This window comes from Streptomyces sp. NPDC048506 (genome assembly GCF_040651315.1).
Lineage (GTDB): Bacteria > Actinomycetota > Actinomycetes > Streptomycetales > Streptomycetaceae > Streptomyces.
Genome location: NZ_JBEZIX010000022.1, coordinates 85,760 through 101,812 on the forward strand (window position 1 = coordinate 85,760; position 16,053 = coordinate 101,812).

The following is a 16,053-nucleotide window of genomic DNA, read 5'->3' on the forward strand; positions in this document are numbered from 1 at the left end:
GCGAACTGCCGGAGCCCTCTCACGAGGAACGAAAGGCTCAGTGGATGTCGCCCATCAGCGCCTGGACCTTCTTGCGGTACATGAACACCGCGATACCCGCGAAGGCCGCGAGGGAGGCCTGCAACGCGATGATGCTCGTGCCGTTGAGGTCCACGCCGGCCAGCGAGAGCAGACCGGTGGTGCAGTCGCCCGCGGTGACGGCCAGGAACCAGACGCCCATCATGCGCGAGGCGTACTTCTGCGGCGCCATCTTCGTGGTGACCGAGAGGCCGACCGGGGAGACGCAGAGCTCGCCGATGGTCTGGATCATGTAGATCGTGACCAGCCACATCGGGGAGACCTTGGCGCCGGCGTCGGCCATGCCCATCGGGACGACGAAGACGAAGAAGGAAGCGCCGACGAGCACCAGACCCAGCGCGAACTTCACGATGGTGTTGGGCTCGCTGTTCCTCCGGGACAGCCACAGCCACAGCCAGGCGAAGACCGGGGCCAGCGCCATCACGAACAGCGGGTTCAGCGACTGGTACCAGGTGGCCGAGAAGTCGAAGCCGAACAGGTTGTCCGCGGTCTTGTCGTCCGCGAAGAGCGACAGGGTCGAACCGCCCTGGTCGTAGATCATCCAGAAGATGGCGGCGGCCACGAAGAACCAGATGTACGCGTTCATCTTGGACTGCTCGGTGACCGACAGGTCCTTGTCGCGCTTGATGCGCACCAGCACGGTGATCGGGATGACCAGGCCGACGAGCGTCAGCGGAACCATCGCCCAGTTCAGCGTGTAGGCGCCCATGGCGATCACGGCACCGTAGAAGACGGCGATGGCGGCGGCCACGAGGGCGACCTTCGTCAGAACGCTCTTGCGCTCCTCGGCGCTCAGCGGGTTCGGGACGACGCTGCTCCGCGGGCTCAGGTTCTTGGTGCCGATGAGGAACTGGACCAGGCCCAGGCCCATGCCGACCGCGGCGAGCGCGAAGCCCAGGTGCCAGTTGTGTTCCTTGCCGACCGTGCCGACGACGAACGGGGCGACGAAGGCACCGAGGTTGATGCCGATGTAGAAGAGCGTGAAGCCGCCGTCGCGACGGGGGTCCTCCGGGCCGTCGTAGAGATGGCCCACCATCGTGGAGATGTTGGCCTTCAGCAGACCCGAACCGATCGCGACCAGGATCAGGCCGACGAAGAACATCGCCTGGCCCGGAACGGCCAGCGAGAAGTGACCGGCCATGATCACGAAGCCTGCGATGGCAACGGTCTTGCGGGCGCCCCAGACGCGGTCGCCGAACCAGCCGCCGGGCATGGCCATGAGGTAGACCATGGAAACGTAGACCGAGTAGATCGCCGTGGACGTGGCCGCGGTCATCGCGAGGCCGCCGCCCTGGCTGCCGGTCGCGGCATCGGCGCCGCCGGAGACCAGGTAGTACACGAGCAGGGCCCGCATACCGTAGTAGGAGAAGCGCTCCCACATCTCGGTCATGAAGAGAGTGGCCAGGCCGCGGGGGTGGCCGAAGAAGGTCTTGCCGCCGTCTACAGGGTTCCCCTGCTGGGCAGCGTCCTTCGTCAGGCTGGACGCCATGGTGGTTCCTTGCTGCTCGGGACGCGATCGAAGGCCGTTACGCGCCCGGTGGGGGATGACCGGCACCGGTGTGAATCCGCCGGCCCCCAACGCCCGGAGGGGGGTACCGCACCCCTCGGCATCAGCCGAGGAAGCGCCGGCAAGGCGGTCCGACACCGGGATCCACGCCCCCCGTGCTGCTGTGCGCGGCGGACCCGGTCGACAGGTCATTCACTGTGCATCGGGACTGGTGGTACCAGCCCCGCACACACCGAGGGACCGATGACGTCAGGTGCGTCATGGGTCCCGGTGGTCGTGCGTTGGACGTTCCGGCCACCATACGTCCGGTTCACCTGCCGTTGGGGTACCTGAGACAACGCTCACACTGATGCGCGGAACCGTGCGCCCCCCTCCGCGCGACCGCGCGCGCCCGCGCCGCCCCAGCTCACGACGGCTCTCGCAGCAGGAACGGTCCGCCGTGAGCCATCCGCGCAGGTCCACCCCTCGGGCGCGGTACATCGGACTACCATCGGCCCATGACCCGTGTACTGCTCGCCGAGGATGACGCGTCCATCTCGGAGCCGCTCGCCCGCGCCCTGCGCCGCGAGGGTTACGAAGTCGAGGTGCGCGAGGACGGCCCGACGGCGCTCGACGCCGGGCTCCAGGGCAACATCGACCTCGTCGTCCTGGACCTGGGGCTGCCCGGCATGGACGGCCTGGAGGTCGCCCGCCGGCTGCGCAATGAAGGCCACTCCTTCCCCATCCTGGTGCTGACCGCCCGCGCCGACGAGGTGGACACCGTCGTCGGTCTGGACGCCGGCGCCGACGACTACGTCACCAAGCCCTTCCGGCTCGCCGAACTCCTCGCCCGCGTACGGGCCCTGCTCCGACGCGGCTCCACCGCCGAGCCCCAGCAGCCGCCGGCCACCCACGGCGTGCGGATCGACGTCGAGTCCCACCGCGCCTGGATGGGCGAGGAGGAGCTCCAGCTCACGGCCAAGGAGTTCGACCTGCTGCGGGTCCTGGTGCGGGACGCCGGCCGGGTCGTCACCCGCGACCAGCTGATGCGCGAGGTCTGGGACACCACGTGGTGGTCGTCCACCAAGACCCTCGACATGCACATCTCCTGGCTGCGCAAGAAGCTCGGGGACGACGCCGCCAACCCCCGCTACATCGCCACCGTCCGCGGAGTCGGCTTCCGATTCGAGAAGAACTAGCGAAGAGAGTTAGGAGCCTGTGCGCCGTCGCCTGATCAACTCCACGCTCGCCGTGGTGCTCGTCGTGATCGCCGTCTTCGGCGTCTCGCTCGTCATCGTCGAGACCCGCACGATCCAGTCCGGAGCGCAGGAGAGCGTGGCGTCCGAGGCGGTCCGGCTCGTCGGGATAGTGGAGAGCCGGCTGGGCAGCGGCGAGAAGATCACCCCGGACGTGCTGTCCGAGCAGATCACCGCCAAGAGGCACGCCGAGATCAAGGTCCCGGGCAAGCCGCCGATCGAGATCGGTCAGCGCCCGGCCGGCGACGTCATCCAGTCGACCGTGCGCGGCGACCGCGGCGAGTCCGTCACGGTCCAGGAGTCCCGCTCCACGGTCAGCTCGGAGATCGGCCGGACGCTGCTGGTCATCCTGGCCGTCGCGCTGCTGGCGATCCTCGCGGCCGTGGTGCTGGCCGTCCGCCAGGGCCGCCGGCTGACCGCACCGCTCACCGATCTCGCCGAGACCGCCGAACGGCTCGGCTCGGGCGACCCGCGGCCGCGCCACCGCCGCTACGGAGTCCAGGAGCTGGACCGGGTCGCCGACGTGCTGGACGCCAGCGCCGAGCGGATCGCCCGGATGCTGACCGCCGAGCGGCGCCTGGCCGCCGACGCCTCGCACCAGCTGCGTACGCCGCTGACCGCGCTGTCCATGCGGCTGGAGGAGATCACCCTCACCGACGACCCGGAGACCGTCAAGGAAGAGGCCACCATCGCGCTGGCGCAGGTGGAGCGGCTGACCGACGTCGTCCAGCGGCTGCTGACCAACTCCCGGGACCCGCGCACCGGCTCCGCGGTCGCCTTCGACCTGGACGAGGTGGTCAAGCAGCAGATCGAGGAGTGGCGGCCGGCCTACCGCAGCGCCGGGCGGGCCATCGTCCGCTCCGGCAAGAAGGGGCTGCGTGCCGTCGGCACACCGGGCGCGGTCGCCCAGGTGCTGGCCACCTTGATCGAGAACTCGCTGATGCACGGCGACGGAACGGTCGCCCTGCGTACCCGGGTCACCGGCAACCAAGCGGTCGTCGAGGTCACCGACGCCGGTCCCGGTGTCCCGCCGGACCTCGGCTCGCGGGTCTTCGAGCGGACCGTCTCCGGCCGCAACTCCACCGGGCTCGGGCTGGCCGTCGCCCGGGACCTGGCCGAGGCGGACGGCGGCCGTCTGGAGCTGCTCCAGCAGCATCCGCCGGTCTTCGCGCTGTTCCTGGCCCGGGAGGCGGCGGAGCAGGCCGTCGAGGAGTGAGGCGCACCGGCCGCCGTGCCGCCGGCGCCGGTCTTCGAAGGGCCGGCCCCCTCGGCCACTTGCCGGCGGCGGCTACTTGCGGGAGGTGCTGTGCGGCCGCTGCGACCCGTCGGCGAGGAAGGACTCGGCCGTCTCTATCGCCTCGCGCGCGGGCAGCGTGCGGAAGACCCAGGTGCGGTAGGACCAGAAGCGGAAGAGGGTGGCGAGGCCGATGCCGAGGAACTTGAAGACGTTGCTCTGTAGCGGGGTGTCCCAGTGGAATCCGTACGTCGCCACGTAGAGCAGACCGTTCTCGATCACCAACCCGACCGCGCTGAACAGCAGGAAGAGCGTCAGCTCGCGCGTACGGCCCTGCTTGTCGCGGTCGCGGTAGGCGAAGTAGCGGTAGCCGAGGTAGTTGGTGCCGGTGGCCACGACCGTCGCGATGATGCTGGCACGGACGACGGGAACCTCGGTCAGATGCCGTACGAGGTTGAACACCGCGAAGTTGACCACGACGCCGGCGCCGCCGACGGCGCCGAATTTCACCAGTTCCCGAGCGAGCGCCTCCAGCCGTGACAGCAGTGCGCTCCGTTCACTCATGGTGATCGATCAGCTCCCCGACGTGGCGTGTTCGCGGCCGTCAACCCTGGTCCGCCCCCTCATGCTAACCACGCCCGGATGGCGGTGCCCGCTGCCTTGTCGTACTGCGCAACACCCTTCTGCGGTGCGGTCAGCCGACCCGCACACGGAAGTTGAGGGTGCGGGCCCCCGGCTCCTGCGCGCCGCCGGCCGAGCAGTGCCGGCAGCGGAGCAGCCGTAAGTCGGTACGGCCCGGCCGCACCGCCTCGAAGTCGAGGTAGCGCTCGGGGCCGTCGGGTGCCGCGCGCCGGCCGACGGCCTTGAGGACGGCCGGGTCGGGACGGGGCTCCGCGATGGTCCAGCGGTAGCCGTCGGCGGGGTCGTCGGCGACCCGCACGCTGAAGCGGTCCCCGGCGGAGACCGCGATCTCGGTGTCGCCGGCGCCGTAGACCTCCGGCCCGGACAGCTGGCTGACGACGGAGTGCAGGGCGATCAGCAGGGCGGCGACCGCAACGACGATCACCAGCGTCCTGACGCCCCTCGCTATGCCGCTGTTCTCCATCCGGCCTCCCCTCGGCCGGGCCCGCGCCCGGGACCCGTCGCACACCCGTGCCCGAGACTAGTGCCCTGTAGTGATCTTGCATCGGCGATCTTCGAACGTGCGAATTCGGAGGATCATCCAAGCCGGGGTCGGTGCAGCGGTGCCGGGCGGATACCCTGGGGGGCGTGACGTTCCCGGTAGTCGGCATGGTCGGCGGCGGTCAGCTCGCCCGTATGACCCACGAGGCGGGTATCCCCCTCGGCATCAAGTTCAAGCTCCTCAGTGACACGCCGCAGGACTCTGCGGCCCAGGTGGTCAGCGATGTCGTCATCGGCGACTACCGCGATCTGGACACGCTGCGCGCGTTCGCGCGCGGCTGCGATGTGATCACCTTCGATCACGAGCACGTCCCCACCGAGCACTTGCAGACGTTGGAGGCCGATGGCATTGCCATCCGGCCCGGCCCCGAGGCGCTGCGGCACGCCCAGGACAAGGGGGTGATGCGGGCGAAGCTGGACGCGCTCGGCGTCCCGTGCCCGCGGCACCGCATCGTCTCCGACCCCGAGGATGTGGCGCGTTTCGCCGCGGAACTCGGCGGGTCGGGAGGGTTTCCGGTGATCCTCAAGACCGTCCGTGGGGGCTATGACGGCAAGGGCGTCTGGGTCGTGCGATCCTCCAAGGAGGCCGAGGAGCCGTTCCGCGCGGGCGTCCCTGTCCTTGCGGAAGAAAAGGTCGATTTCGTACGCGAACTGGCGGCCAACATCGTCCGCTCCCCGCACGGCCAGGCCGTCGCCTATCCGGTCGTGGAGTCCATCCAGGTCGACGGTGTCTGCGACACGGTGATCGCTCCGGCGCCCGACCTCGACCCCGAGCTGGCCGGCCGGGCCCAGGAGCTGGCGCTGCGCATCGGCAAGGAGCTGGAGGTCGTCGGCCATCTGGCGGTCGAGCTCTTCGAGACCGCCGACGGCCGGATCCTGGTCAACGAGCTCGCCATGCGCCCGCACAACTCCGGCCACTGGACCCAGGACGGCGCGATCACCTCGCAGTTCGCCAACCACGTCCGTGCCGTGCTCGACCTCCCGCTCGGCGATCCGCGTCCGCGCGCCCGCTGGACGGTGATGGCCAACGTCCTCGGCGGCGACTACCCCGACATGTACTCCGCGTATCTGCATTGCATGGCGCGGGACCCGCAGTTGAAGATCCATATGTACGGCAAGGACGTGAAGCCCGGCCGTAAGGTCGGACACGTGAACACCTACGGCGACGACCTGGCGGACGTGCGCGAGCGCGCCGCGCACGCCGCCGGCTACCTGCGAGGAACGATCACCGAATGAGCAGTGCGAACCCCGTGGTCGGCGTCGTCATGGGCTCCGACTCCGACTGGCCCGTCATGGAGGCCGCCGCCCAGGCCCTCGCCGAGTTCGAGATCCCCTACGAGGTGGACGTCGTCTCGGCCCACCGCATGCCGCGCGAGATGATCGCGTACGGCGAGGACGCGGCCGACCGCGGTCTGAAGGTGATCATCGCGGGCGCCGGCGGCGCGGCCCACCTCCCCGGCATGCTCGCCTCCGTCACCCCGCTGCCGGTCATCGGCGTCCCCGTCCCGCTGAAGTACCTGGACGGCATGGACTCCCTGCTCTCCATCGTGCAGATGCCGGCCGGCGTGCCGGTCGCCACCGTCTCGGTCGGCGGAGCCCGCAACGCCGGGCTGCTCGCCGCCCGGATGCTCGCCGCCCACGACGCCGAACTCCTCGGCCGGATGCGGGAGTTCCAGCAGGAGCTGAACGAGCAGGCCACCGAGAAGGGCAAGCGGCTGCGCAACAAGGTCGCCGTCCCGAACGGCTTCGGCTTCGGCGGCGCCCAGTGAAGGCCTCCGAGGAGGCCGCGCGGGAGCTGCTCGCCCACTGGCCCGTCGTCGACGGCCACAACGACCTGCCCTGGGCGCTGCGCGAACAGGTCCGCTACGACCTCGACCGCCGGGACATCGCCACCGACCAGTCCGCCCACCTGCACACCGACCTGCCGCGGCTCCGCTCCGGCGGTGTCGGCGCCCAGTTCTGGTCCGTGTACGTACGGTCCGACTACGCGGGCGACACGGCGGTCAGCGCCACCCTCGAACAGATCGATGTGGTGCGGCAGTTGGTGGCCCGCTACCCGGACCACCTGCGTCCGGCGCTGACCGCCGACGACATGGAGGCGGCCCGCGCCGAGGGCCGGATCGCCTCCCTCATGGGTGCCGAGGGCGGCCACTCGATCAACAACTCGCTGGCCACCCTGCGCACCCTGTACCGGCTCGGCGTCCGCTATATGACGCTCACCCACAACGACACCATCGACTGGGCGGACTCCGCCACCGACGAACCGCGCCACCACGGCCTCACGCCCTTCGGCGAGGAGGTCGTGCGGGAGATGAACCGCTGCGGGATGCTGGTCGACCTCTCGCACGTCTCGGCCGACACCATGCGTGCGGCGCTGCGCGTCAGCACCGCGCCGGTGATCTTCTCGCACTCCTCCGCGCGGGCCGTCTGCGACCATCCGCGCAACGTCCCCGACGACGTCCTGGCCCAGCTGCCGGCCAACGGCGGTGTCGCGATGGCCACCTTCGTGCCGAAGTTCGTCCTCCCCGAGGCCGTCGAGTGGACGCAGCGTGCGGACGAGAACATGCGCGCCCACGGCCTGCACCACCTCGACACGACCGAGGCCGGCATGGCCGTCCAACGGGCCTTCGAAGCCGCCAACCCGCGGCCGACGGCCACCGCCGCCACCGTCGCCGACCACCTCGACCACATGCGCGAGGTCGCCGGCATCGACCACATCGGCATCGGCGGCGACTTCGACGGCACCGCCTTCACCCCGGCCGACCTGGCCGACGTCGCCGGCTACCCGAACCTGATCGCCGAGCTGCTGGACCGCCACTGGTCCAAGGCCGACCTGGCCAAGCTGACCTGGCAGAACGCCGTCCGCGCACTCCGCGCGGCGGAGGACGTGTCCCGCGCGGAGCGGGGGCGCCGGGGGCCGTCCCACGCGACGATCGCTGCGCTTGGCTGACTTCCCACGTTGTTGGCTTTCTCGCCGTGGCCTGGCGGCCGGCGTTCTCCCCACGTTGTTGGCTTTCTCGCCGTTGCGCCTGCGGCGGGCGGTGCCGCTGCGCGGGGCTGTTCGGCTGCGGGTGCGGTCCTCCGGGGCTGGGTGTCCGGACGTAAAGCGAAGCAGTCTGGAACCCCTGCCCCGCAGGACCGTCCCCGCACCCACAAACCCACGCCCGCCGCAGGCGCAACGGCGAGCAACAAGCACGGCGGGAAAGCCGACAACGTGGGGCGTTAGGCCTTCGGCCTACCCAGCGCACGGTACGTCCAGCCGGCCTTGCGCCACAGCTGGGGGTCCAGGGCGTTGCGGCCGTCCAGGATGCGGCGTTCGGCGACCACCTCGGCCAGGGCCGCCGGGTCCAGGTCGCGGAACTCGCGCCACTCCGTCAGGTGCAGCACCACGTCCGCGCCGCGTACCGCCTCCAGGGCGCTGTCCGCGTAGCCCAGCGTCGGGAAGAGCCGCTGGGCGTTCGCCATGCCCTTCGGGTCGTAGACGGTGACCTGGCCGCCCTGGAGGTGGATCTGGCCGGCGACGTTCAGTGCGGGGGAGTCGCGGACGTCGTCCGAGTCGGGCTTGAAGGTCGCGCCCAGGACCGCGACCCGCTTGCCGAGGAAGCCGCCGCCGACCGCGTCCCGGGTCAGCTCGACCATGTGGCCGCGGCGCCGCATGTTGATCGAGTCGATCTCGCGCAGGAAGGTCAGCGCCTGGTCGGCGCCCAGCTCACCGGCGCGCGCCATGAAGGCCCGCAGGTCCTTGGGCAGACAGCCGCCGCCGAAGCCGATGCCGGCGCGCAGGAACTTGTTGCCGATCCGCTCGTCGTGCCCGATCGCCTCGGCCAGCTTCACCACGTCGCCGTCGGCGGCCTCGCACACCTCCGCCATGGCGTTGATGAACGAGATCTTGGTGGCCAGGAAGGAGTTGGCGGAGGTCTTCACCAGCTCGGCGGTCGGGTAGTCCATCACGATGAACGGGGAGCCCCCGGCGATCGGGGTGGCGTAGACCTCGCGCAGCAGCTCCTCGGCCCGCTCGCTGGCCACACCGGCGACGATCCGGTCCGGGTGCAGGGTGTCGTCGACGGCGAACCCCTCGCGCAGGAACTCCGGGTTCCAGGCCAGCTCGGCGTCGGCGCCCGCGGGGGCCGACGCGGCCAGCCGCTCGGCGAGCCGGGACGCGCTGCCCACCGGCACCGTCGACTTGCCGACCACCAGCGTGGGCCGGGTCAGGTGCGGCGCCAGCGCGTCGAAGGCGCTGTCGACGTAACTCATGTCACAGGCGTACTCGCCGTGCTTCTGCGGGGTGTTGACGCAGACGAAGTGGACGTCGCCGAATGCGCCGGCCTCCTCGTAGGAGGTGGTGAACCGCAGCCGTCCGCTGGAGCCTTCGATCCCGGCGACATGGCGGCGCAGCAGCTCCTCCAGCCCCGGCTCGTACATCGGGACCTCGCCGCGCTGGAGCATCTCGATCTTCTCGGGGACCACGTCCAGCCCCAGCACCTCGAAACCGAGCTCGGCCATGGCTGCGGCGTGTGTGGCGCCGAGGTAGCCGGTGCCGATCACGGTGATCTTGAGGGCCATGGATGCTCCAGACACATACGACGAAGAAGGCCGGACCGAGCATAGTCGCGCGAGGAATGGCCTACTCCAGTCGTGCCCTGGGCAGGTGGGTAACTGTCGGCAACCTCACGTATCCGCGGCCCCGGTCCGGCGCCTAGAATCCAGCTGAGAAATACGGTTACTTAACGGTAGTTAGCACTGCCGGAAGTTCACAGGGGAGTGAGAGTTAGTGGCGGGAACCGCTGATTTCGATCTGTACCGGCCGTCGGAGGAGCACGACATGCTCCGCGAGTCGGTGCGGTCGCTCGCCGAGGCGAAGATCGCGCCGTTCGCCGCCGAGGTGGACGAGGAGGGTCGCTTCCCGCAGGAGGCCCGCGATGCGCTGACCCTCAACGACCTGCACGCCGTGCACGTCCCGGAGGCCTACGGCGGTGCCGGCGCCGACGCGCTGGCCACCGTCATCGTCATCGAGGAGGTCGCCCGGGTCTGCGCCTCCTCCTCCTTGATCCCGGCCGTCAACAAGCTCGGCTCGCTGCCGGTGATCCTCTCTGGCTCCGAGGAGCTGAAGAAGACCTACCTGGGCCCGCTCGCCAAGGGCGACGCGATGTTCTCGTACTGCCTGAGCGAGCCGGACGCCGGCTCCGACGCGGCGGGCATGAAGACCCGGGCGGTCCGTGACGGTGACCACTACGTCCTCAACGGCGTCAAGCGGTGGATCACCAACGCCGGCGTCAGCGAGTACTACACGGTGATGGCCGTCACCGACCCCGAGAAGCGCTCCAAGGGCATCTCGGCCTTCGTCGTCGAGAAGGACGACGAGGGTGTCTCCTTCGGCGCGCCGGAGAAGAAGCTCGGTATCAAGGGCTCACCGACCCGCGAGGTCTACCTCGACAACGTGCGGATCCCGGCCGACCGCATGATCGGCGCGGAGGGCACCGGCTTCGCCACCGCCATGAAGACCCTGGACCACACCCGCATCACGATCGCGGCCCAGGCGCTCGGCATCGCCCAGGGCGCCCTGGACTACGCCAAGGGCTACGTCCAGGAGCGCAAGCAGTTCGGCAAGCCGATCGGCGACTTCCAGGGCGTCCAGTTCATGCTCGCCGACATGGCCATGAAGCTGGAGGCGGCCCGTCAGCTGACCTACGCCGCAGCCGCCCGCTCGGAGCGGATATCGGCCGGCGGCAAGGGCGAGGACCTGACGTTCTTCGGCGCCGCGGCCAAGTGCTACGCCTCCGACGCGGCCATGGAGATCACCACCGACGCCGTCCAGCTGCTCGGCGGCTACGGCTACACCCGTGACTACCCGCTGGAGCGGATGATGCGGGATGCCAAGATCACGCAGATCTACGAAGGCACGAACCAGGTGCAGCGGATCGTGATGGCGAGGAACCTGCCGCAGTGACCCGTACGCCGCCGCGGCGTGCGGCGGCGTAGGGATGCGAAAGGGCCCCGGATCGCAAGCGATCCGGGGCCCTTCGCCGATGTCAGTTGCTGCTGACCGTGACCTTCTCGTCGTTCTTCAGCTGCTGGACCAGCTGCTGGAGCTTGGCCTTGTCCCAGACCAGGTTGCCTCCGGTGGAGCCGGAGACCGGCATGTTCATCGACTTGCCGTCGCCGCTGGTGACGCCCTTCATCGCGAAGAACATCTGGCCCAGGTCCCACAGGCTCATGTCCTTGTCGACGATGAGGGTGTCCAGGCCGGCGCCCATCACCGGGTAGAGCTTGAACGGGTTGAGGACGGTGCCGGGCGTGGCGGTCTGGCTGGCCAGCGAGGCCAGGAACTTCTGCTGGTTCTTCGTGCGGTCCAGGTCACTGCCCGCGAAGGCGTGCCGGGTGCGGACGAAGGCGAGGGCCTGCTGGCCGTTGAGGGTCTGCTTGCCCGCCGGGAAGTCTGCGCCCGACCACTTGTCCTTGAACGCCTTGGGGATGTCCATCTCGACGCCGCCGATGGCGTCGACGATGTTGGCGAAGCCGGCGAAACCGATCTCGACGTAGTGGTCGATGTGCAGGTGGGTGTTGTACTCCACGGTGCGCACCAGCAGCTCCGGGCCGTCCTCGGCGTAGGCCGCGTTGAGCTTGGTGTGCCGGCCGGTGCCCGGGTACTTCTTGCCGGAGTCCGAGCCGACGAAGGAGGGTATCTCCACGTCCGAGTCGCGGGGCAGCGAGAGCAGCGTCGGGCCGTTGCTGCCGTCGTGCAGGATCATCATCGAGTCGGTCCGCTTGCCCTCGGCGGAGCCGGTGTGCAGCTTCTTCTTCTCCTCGGCGGACATGCCCTCGCGGCTGTCCGAGCCGACGATCAGGTAGTTGGTGCCGTCGCCCGCCTCGGGCCGGTCGATGACCTTGCTCAGGTCCACCTGGCGGCGGAGCTTGCCGTCCGCCCAGAAGTACGTGGCGACCGAGGCGATCAGGAGCACCACGACCAGGGCGACCAGGGTGCGTCGGATGCGCCGGCCCCAGTTGGGGCGGGGCCGGCCGTCGTATCCGTCGCCGTAGCCGCCGCCCCGGCCGCCGCCGTAGACCTGGCCGGTGTTGTAACCGTCGTCATATGCGTCGTCGTAGCCCTGGGACTGCTGCGGCGGCACGTTCGCGCCCCTGTGCGGGGACATCGACGGCGGCAGCGGAGGCTCGTGCCTCTGATAGCCGGGGCCTGCGTCGCGCCGCACCTGCGGCATGGCGCGCGCACCCTCCGGGTCGCCGCTGCTGCCGCGTCCGTACCGGTTGCCTTGGTCCCCGGACCATCCATTGGGCCACTCATTCATACGGGGCAGTGTGCACGGCCGGGTGGGGTGCTCCATAGGGCGGGTGCCGGATCGGGTCAGGGCTGTTGCAGAGCTGATGCAAAGCCACGGAGGCCTTCCGCCGCATACCCGAAGGGGCCGTGACCATTCCGACGGGGCTACTGGAAGCATCCATTCCGGATGGTTTCCGGCGGGGCGAGGAGATCCGTGTCACGTGGTGCGGGTGGGATTCGCCACGGTCGGCGGGGGACCCGTGTCACGTCCGGCGTGAGACCGGAGTCACGTCCGGTGCGAGACCGGAGTCACGTCCGGTGCGGCCGGAGGGGTCCTACGGTCCCGCTTAGGCTTGCTCCATGACCGAACTCGTCACCCACGACCCCGACGGTGAGCTCGTCGGCAAGCCGACCTCCGCATCCCGCATCACGCTCAGCCACATCATGACGGCCGGCGACACGAACCTGCTGGGGACGGTGCACGGTGGCGTGATCATGAAACTGGTCGACGACGCGGCCGGCGCGGTGGCCGGGCGCCACTCCGGCGGGCCGGCGGTGACCGCCTCCATGGACGAGATGGCCTTCCTGGAGCCGGTCCGGATCGGTGACCTCGTGCACGTCCGAGCCCAGGTCAACTGGACCGGCCGGTCCTCGATGGAGGTCGGCGTCCGGGTCCTGGCCGAGCGCTGGAACGAGTCCGGCCCGGCCCAGCAGGTCGGCTCCGCCTACCTGGTCTTCGCCGCCGTCGACGAGTACGGCAAGCCGCGCCGGGTGCCGCCGGTGCTCCCCGAGACCGAGCGGGACAAGCGCCGCTACCAAGAGGCACAGATTCGCCGCACGCACCGCCTCGCCCGACGCCGGGCGATCATGGAGCTGCGCGAACGGCGCGCCGCGGAAGGCCTCGACGACGCATAACGGCCACCGCCAGCTGCGCGAGCAGCGCCAGCCCCGTACCGATGAGGGTGCCGGCCGCCGCGCACAGCACGTCGTCGACGTCCGCGATCCGGCCGGCCCGCATCAGCAGCTGCGCCGTCTCGACGACCAGGCACAGGCCCACCCCCAGCAGGAACGCCAGGGCGGCCGGCGCGCGCGGCACCGCGAACCGCAGCAGCAGCGGCCCGGGGACGAACAGCGCGGCACCGGCGATCTGACGGCGCACCAGCATGGCCAGCTCGCCGGGCTCCAACTGGGCGCCCAGCTCCAACAGCCCCTCGCCCGGACGCCACCACACCGTCGCGTCCCCGGAACCGATCGGCTGGGTCGGCGTGAGCGTCGCCGCCAGCAGCACCAGCAGCCAGCAGGCCAGCAGCACGCGGGCGGTACGGCGCGGCGCGCCACCGCCGGGGGCGTGCGCGGTCCACAGGGCGAACGCCGTCGCCAGGCCCAGTGCCGCGACGAGGAAGAGCGTCACCGTGGTCGGGGTGACGACCAGCACAACCTGCCACACAATCCGCGCCTTTCATGCCTTCCCGGGTGATCCGGGTGTCCGGGACGTCAGTTGCAGCTCCACTTCGTGACGAAGACCGTCTCCCCGTGCTCCATGACGCCCCGGATGCACTCGTCCGAAAGCATCTCCACCCGCCCGGTCAGCCCCACCGCGCCGCCCTGTGTGCGCCGGGTGCCGAACCAGCCGGGGAAGGCGGTGATCCGGGCGTTCTTGCGCTGGTAGCCGAGCCGTACGGTGATCTCGGCCAGCCCGGCCGCCGCCCCGTGCCGCCGGTACGTCGCGCGGTACGTCCCGTCGGCCCCCACCGGACCGCGCAGACACAGCTGGCCGCGCACCAGGTCCCCGCAGCCGGTCGGGGCGTCCGGCGCCGCCGGTGCCGCCGCCGCGGTGGCCGCGACCAGGCAGATCGACGCGACGGCCACCGACACCCGGCGGGCCCGACGGTGCGCTTCCGACCCACGCGACGGCGGCCTGACCTGGGTGCGACGGGGCGCGGGGACGCTCATGCCGAGACCTCGCTGCGCTCGCTCATGGGCACACCGCCTCGTCTCCGGTGATCGCCGAGATCCCGCCCGGCTTCGTGGGCTCCTCGGCCCGTACCCGCCGGACCGCCGTGTGGTTCTGCCCGACCGTCACCCGCATCACCGGCCCCTGACCGGCCACCGGCCGCAGCCTCGCGCCCGGCAGCGCGCCGGCCAGCGAACGGGCCGAGCGGTCCCAGCGCGGGTCGTAGACGATGACCGTGCGGGCCACCCGGCCGATGGTGGAGTTGCCCGGGGAGCCCAGGGTGGCGAAGCCGCTGGCGCGCAGGTCCCTGGCCACCGCCGCGCCCAGCCCCGCCCGGTCGGTGCCGTTGTCGACCCGCACCTGGATCTGGTCGGGCGCCACCTCCACGACCGCGGCCCGGGGCTCCGCCCGGTCCCGGTGCGCCGCGATCGGCCGGTCCTCGCGGATCGCCTGGAACAGCTTCGGCGCCGCCACCGGGTCCCAGCGCACCGTCGAGCCGACGCCCGGCACCGGCTGCTCCAACGTGCCGAGCGGCACGGAGGTGAACTCCGAGGACGACGGGGTGAACCCGCGCATCGCCTGCCCCAGGTCGACCAGGTCGTTGGCCCCGAACCCCGAGTCGGCGCGCACGGACTCCAGCATCGTGTCGGCGACGTCCTTGAAGCGGATCGGGTTCATCAGCACTCCGGAGGAGGTGACCTTCTGGATGAGGGCGGCCAGGAAGCGCTGCTGGCGCTGCATCCGGCCGAGGTCGGCGGAGCCGTCGACGTGCCGCGAGCGCACGTACTGGAGCGCCTGGCCGCCGTTCAGCCGTGACCTGCCGACCGGGAGGTGCAGGCCCGTGTAGCTGTCGTGCAGCGGTCGTGCGGTGCAGATCTCCACTCCGCCGACCGTGTCCACGCTGTGCATGAAGCTGGTGAAGTCGACCTCCAGGTAGTGGTCGATGTGCACCCCGGTCATGTGCTCGACGGTGCGCACGGTCAGGCTGGGGCCGCCTTCCGCGTACGCCGCGTTCAGCTTGATGGCGTGCTTGGCGCGCTGCCGTCCGGTCACCGGGTCGAGGTGCGCGGGGACCTCGGCGTAGGAGTCGCGCGGCAGGCTGATGACGCTGGCCCGGTTCCGGTCGGCGGACAGGTGCACCAGCATCAGCGTGTCCGTGCAGTGACAGGGCGCTCCGCCCAGGTGGTACTTCCGTTTCTCCTCGGCGGTGAGCCTGTCGCGTCCGTCCGTGCCGACGACCAGGAAGTTCAGCCCGTCGCCGCCCCCGGGCCGGTTGCTCATCCCGGTGAAGGCGTCCACCCGCCCGATGCCGCTCTCCACCCCCGTGACCATCGCGTGCCCCACCCCGCCCGCGGCCAGCAGCAGCACGGACGCGCCGGTGCCGATCCGCAGCCCCCACCGCGGACCCGGGCGCCGGCGCCCGCCGGACCGGGCGGCCCGACGGTTGGCCGGGCTGGGGGAGCGGAACGGCGCGGTCACGGCGGACACCTCCGCGGCGGGCCGGGCGAGCGGCGCCCGGCGGGGAGAGGTACTCGGGGAGAGGTACAGGGAGAGTACGGAGGGGGACGAATGCGGCGGGAACACGAT

Annotated in this window: 15 protein-coding genes; 7 read left to right on the forward strand and 8 right to left on the reverse strand. The window is 70.7% G+C overall.

Annotation, left to right across the window (positions count from 1 at the left end; genetic code table 11):
* Window positions 1-37: 37 nt before the first annotated feature.
* The gene (locus AB0C96_RS19635; protein ID WP_362918917.1) at window positions 38-1,567 is read right to left on the reverse strand and encodes an oligopeptide:H+ symporter; all 1,530 of its coding nucleotides are present in this window, start codon (window positions 1,565-1,567) and stop codon (window positions 38-40) included.
* Window positions 1,568-2,082: 515 nt separating this feature from the next.
* Between AB0C96_RS19635 and AB0C96_RS19640 the strand changes: the two genes are divergently transcribed.
* A complete protein-coding gene (locus AB0C96_RS19640; protein ID WP_362918918.1) occupies window positions 2,083-2,763 on the forward strand; it encodes a response regulator transcription factor in 681 nt (226 codons plus the stop codon).
* Window positions 2,764-2,782: 19 nt separating this feature from the next.
* The gene (locus AB0C96_RS19645) at window positions 2,783-4,036 is read left to right on the forward strand and encodes an ATP-binding protein (RefSeq protein ID WP_362918919.1); all 1,254 of its coding nucleotides are present in this window, start codon (window positions 2,783-2,785) and stop codon (window positions 4,034-4,036) included.
* 72 nt (window positions 4,037-4,108) lie between these two features.
* On the opposite strand, the gene AB0C96_RS19650 is transcribed toward AB0C96_RS19645, so the two are convergent.
* Window positions 4,109-4,618 carry a GtrA family protein gene (locus AB0C96_RS19650; protein ID WP_362918920.1) on the reverse strand — a complete coding sequence of 170 codons (510 nt, stop codon included), beginning with the start codon at window positions 4,616-4,618 and terminating at the stop codon, window positions 4,109-4,111.
* 130 nt (window positions 4,619-4,748) lie between these two features.
* Entirely contained in the window at window positions 4,749-5,159 is a 411-nt protein-coding gene (locus AB0C96_RS19655; RefSeq protein WP_362918921.1) for a protease inhibitor I42 family protein, read from the reverse strand.
* A gap of 164 nt (window positions 5,160-5,323) precedes the next feature.
* On the opposite strand from AB0C96_RS19655, the gene AB0C96_RS19660 reads away from it, so the two are divergent.
* The 3 genes from AB0C96_RS19660 to AB0C96_RS19670 are packed head-to-tail and all read left to right on the forward strand — an operon-like array spanning window position 5,324 to window position 8,186.
* Complete coding sequence (locus AB0C96_RS19660; RefSeq protein WP_362918922.1) at window positions 5,324-6,472, forward strand: 5-(carboxyamino)imidazole ribonucleotide synthase; 1,149 nt, start codon at window positions 5,324-5,326, stop codon at window positions 6,470-6,472.
* On the forward strand, window positions 6,469-7,005 hold the full coding sequence (gene purE / locus AB0C96_RS19665; protein WP_362918923.1) for a 5-(carboxyamino)imidazole ribonucleotide mutase: 537 nt from the start codon (window positions 6,469-6,471) through the stop codon (window positions 7,003-7,005). Before AB0C96_RS19660 ends, purE begins: the two co-directional genes overlap by 4 nt.
* Window positions 7,002-8,186: a dipeptidase gene (locus AB0C96_RS19670; protein ID WP_362918924.1), complete on the forward strand. Its 1,185-nt coding sequence runs from the start codon at window positions 7,002-7,004 to the stop codon at window positions 8,184-8,186. Before purE ends, AB0C96_RS19670 begins: the two co-directional genes overlap by 4 nt.
* Window positions 8,187-8,458: 272 nt before the next feature.
* On the opposite strand, the gene AB0C96_RS19675 is transcribed toward AB0C96_RS19670, so the two are convergent.
* A complete protein-coding gene (locus AB0C96_RS19675; protein ID WP_362918925.1) occupies window positions 8,459-9,799 on the reverse strand; it encodes a UDP-glucose/GDP-mannose dehydrogenase family protein in 1,341 nt (446 codons plus the stop codon).
* A gap of 208 nt (window positions 9,800-10,007) precedes the next feature.
* On the opposite strand from AB0C96_RS19675, the gene AB0C96_RS19680 reads away from it, so the two are divergent.
* Window positions 10,008-11,183, forward strand: a complete 1,176-nt coding sequence (locus AB0C96_RS19680; RefSeq protein ID WP_362918926.1) for an acyl-CoA dehydrogenase — start codon at window positions 10,008-10,010, stop codon at window positions 11,181-11,183.
* A gap of 82 nt (window positions 11,184-11,265) precedes the next feature.
* Here the strand turns inward: AB0C96_RS19680 and AB0C96_RS19685 are convergent, their stop codons facing one another.
* Window positions 11,266-12,540 (reverse strand): LCP family protein, encoded by a 1,275-nt coding sequence (locus AB0C96_RS19685; RefSeq protein ID WP_362918927.1) that lies wholly within the window; start codon window positions 12,538-12,540, stop codon window positions 11,266-11,268.
* Window positions 12,541-12,872: 332 nt separating this feature from the next.
* Here AB0C96_RS19685 and AB0C96_RS19690 point away from each other — a divergent pair, with 332 nt between their 5' ends.
* Window positions 12,873-13,427: an acyl-CoA thioesterase gene (locus AB0C96_RS19690; RefSeq protein ID WP_362918928.1), complete on the forward strand. Its 555-nt coding sequence runs from the start codon at window positions 12,873-12,875 to the stop codon at window positions 13,425-13,427.
* On the opposite strand, the gene AB0C96_RS19695 is transcribed toward AB0C96_RS19690, so the two are convergent.
* From AB0C96_RS19695 to AB0C96_RS19705, 3 genes are read right to left on the reverse strand one after another with little or no spacing between them, the layout of a single operon-like run.
* Window positions 13,378-13,959: a VanZ family protein gene (locus AB0C96_RS19695; protein WP_362918929.1), complete on the reverse strand. Its 582-nt coding sequence runs from the start codon at window positions 13,957-13,959 to the stop codon at window positions 13,378-13,380. The two genes, AB0C96_RS19690 and AB0C96_RS19695, sit on opposite strands and share 50 nt — an antisense overlap.
* 47 nt (window positions 13,960-14,006) lie before the next feature.
* On the reverse strand, window positions 14,007-14,465 hold the full coding sequence (locus AB0C96_RS19700; protein ID WP_362918930.1) for a hypothetical protein: 459 nt from the start codon (window positions 14,463-14,465) through the stop codon (window positions 14,007-14,009).
* Window positions 14,466-14,487: 22 nt separating this feature from the next.
* Complete coding sequence (locus AB0C96_RS19705; protein ID WP_362918931.1) at window positions 14,488-15,945, reverse strand: LCP family protein; 1,458 nt, start codon at window positions 15,943-15,945, stop codon at window positions 14,488-14,490.
* Window positions 15,946-16,053 lie beyond the last annotated feature (108 nt).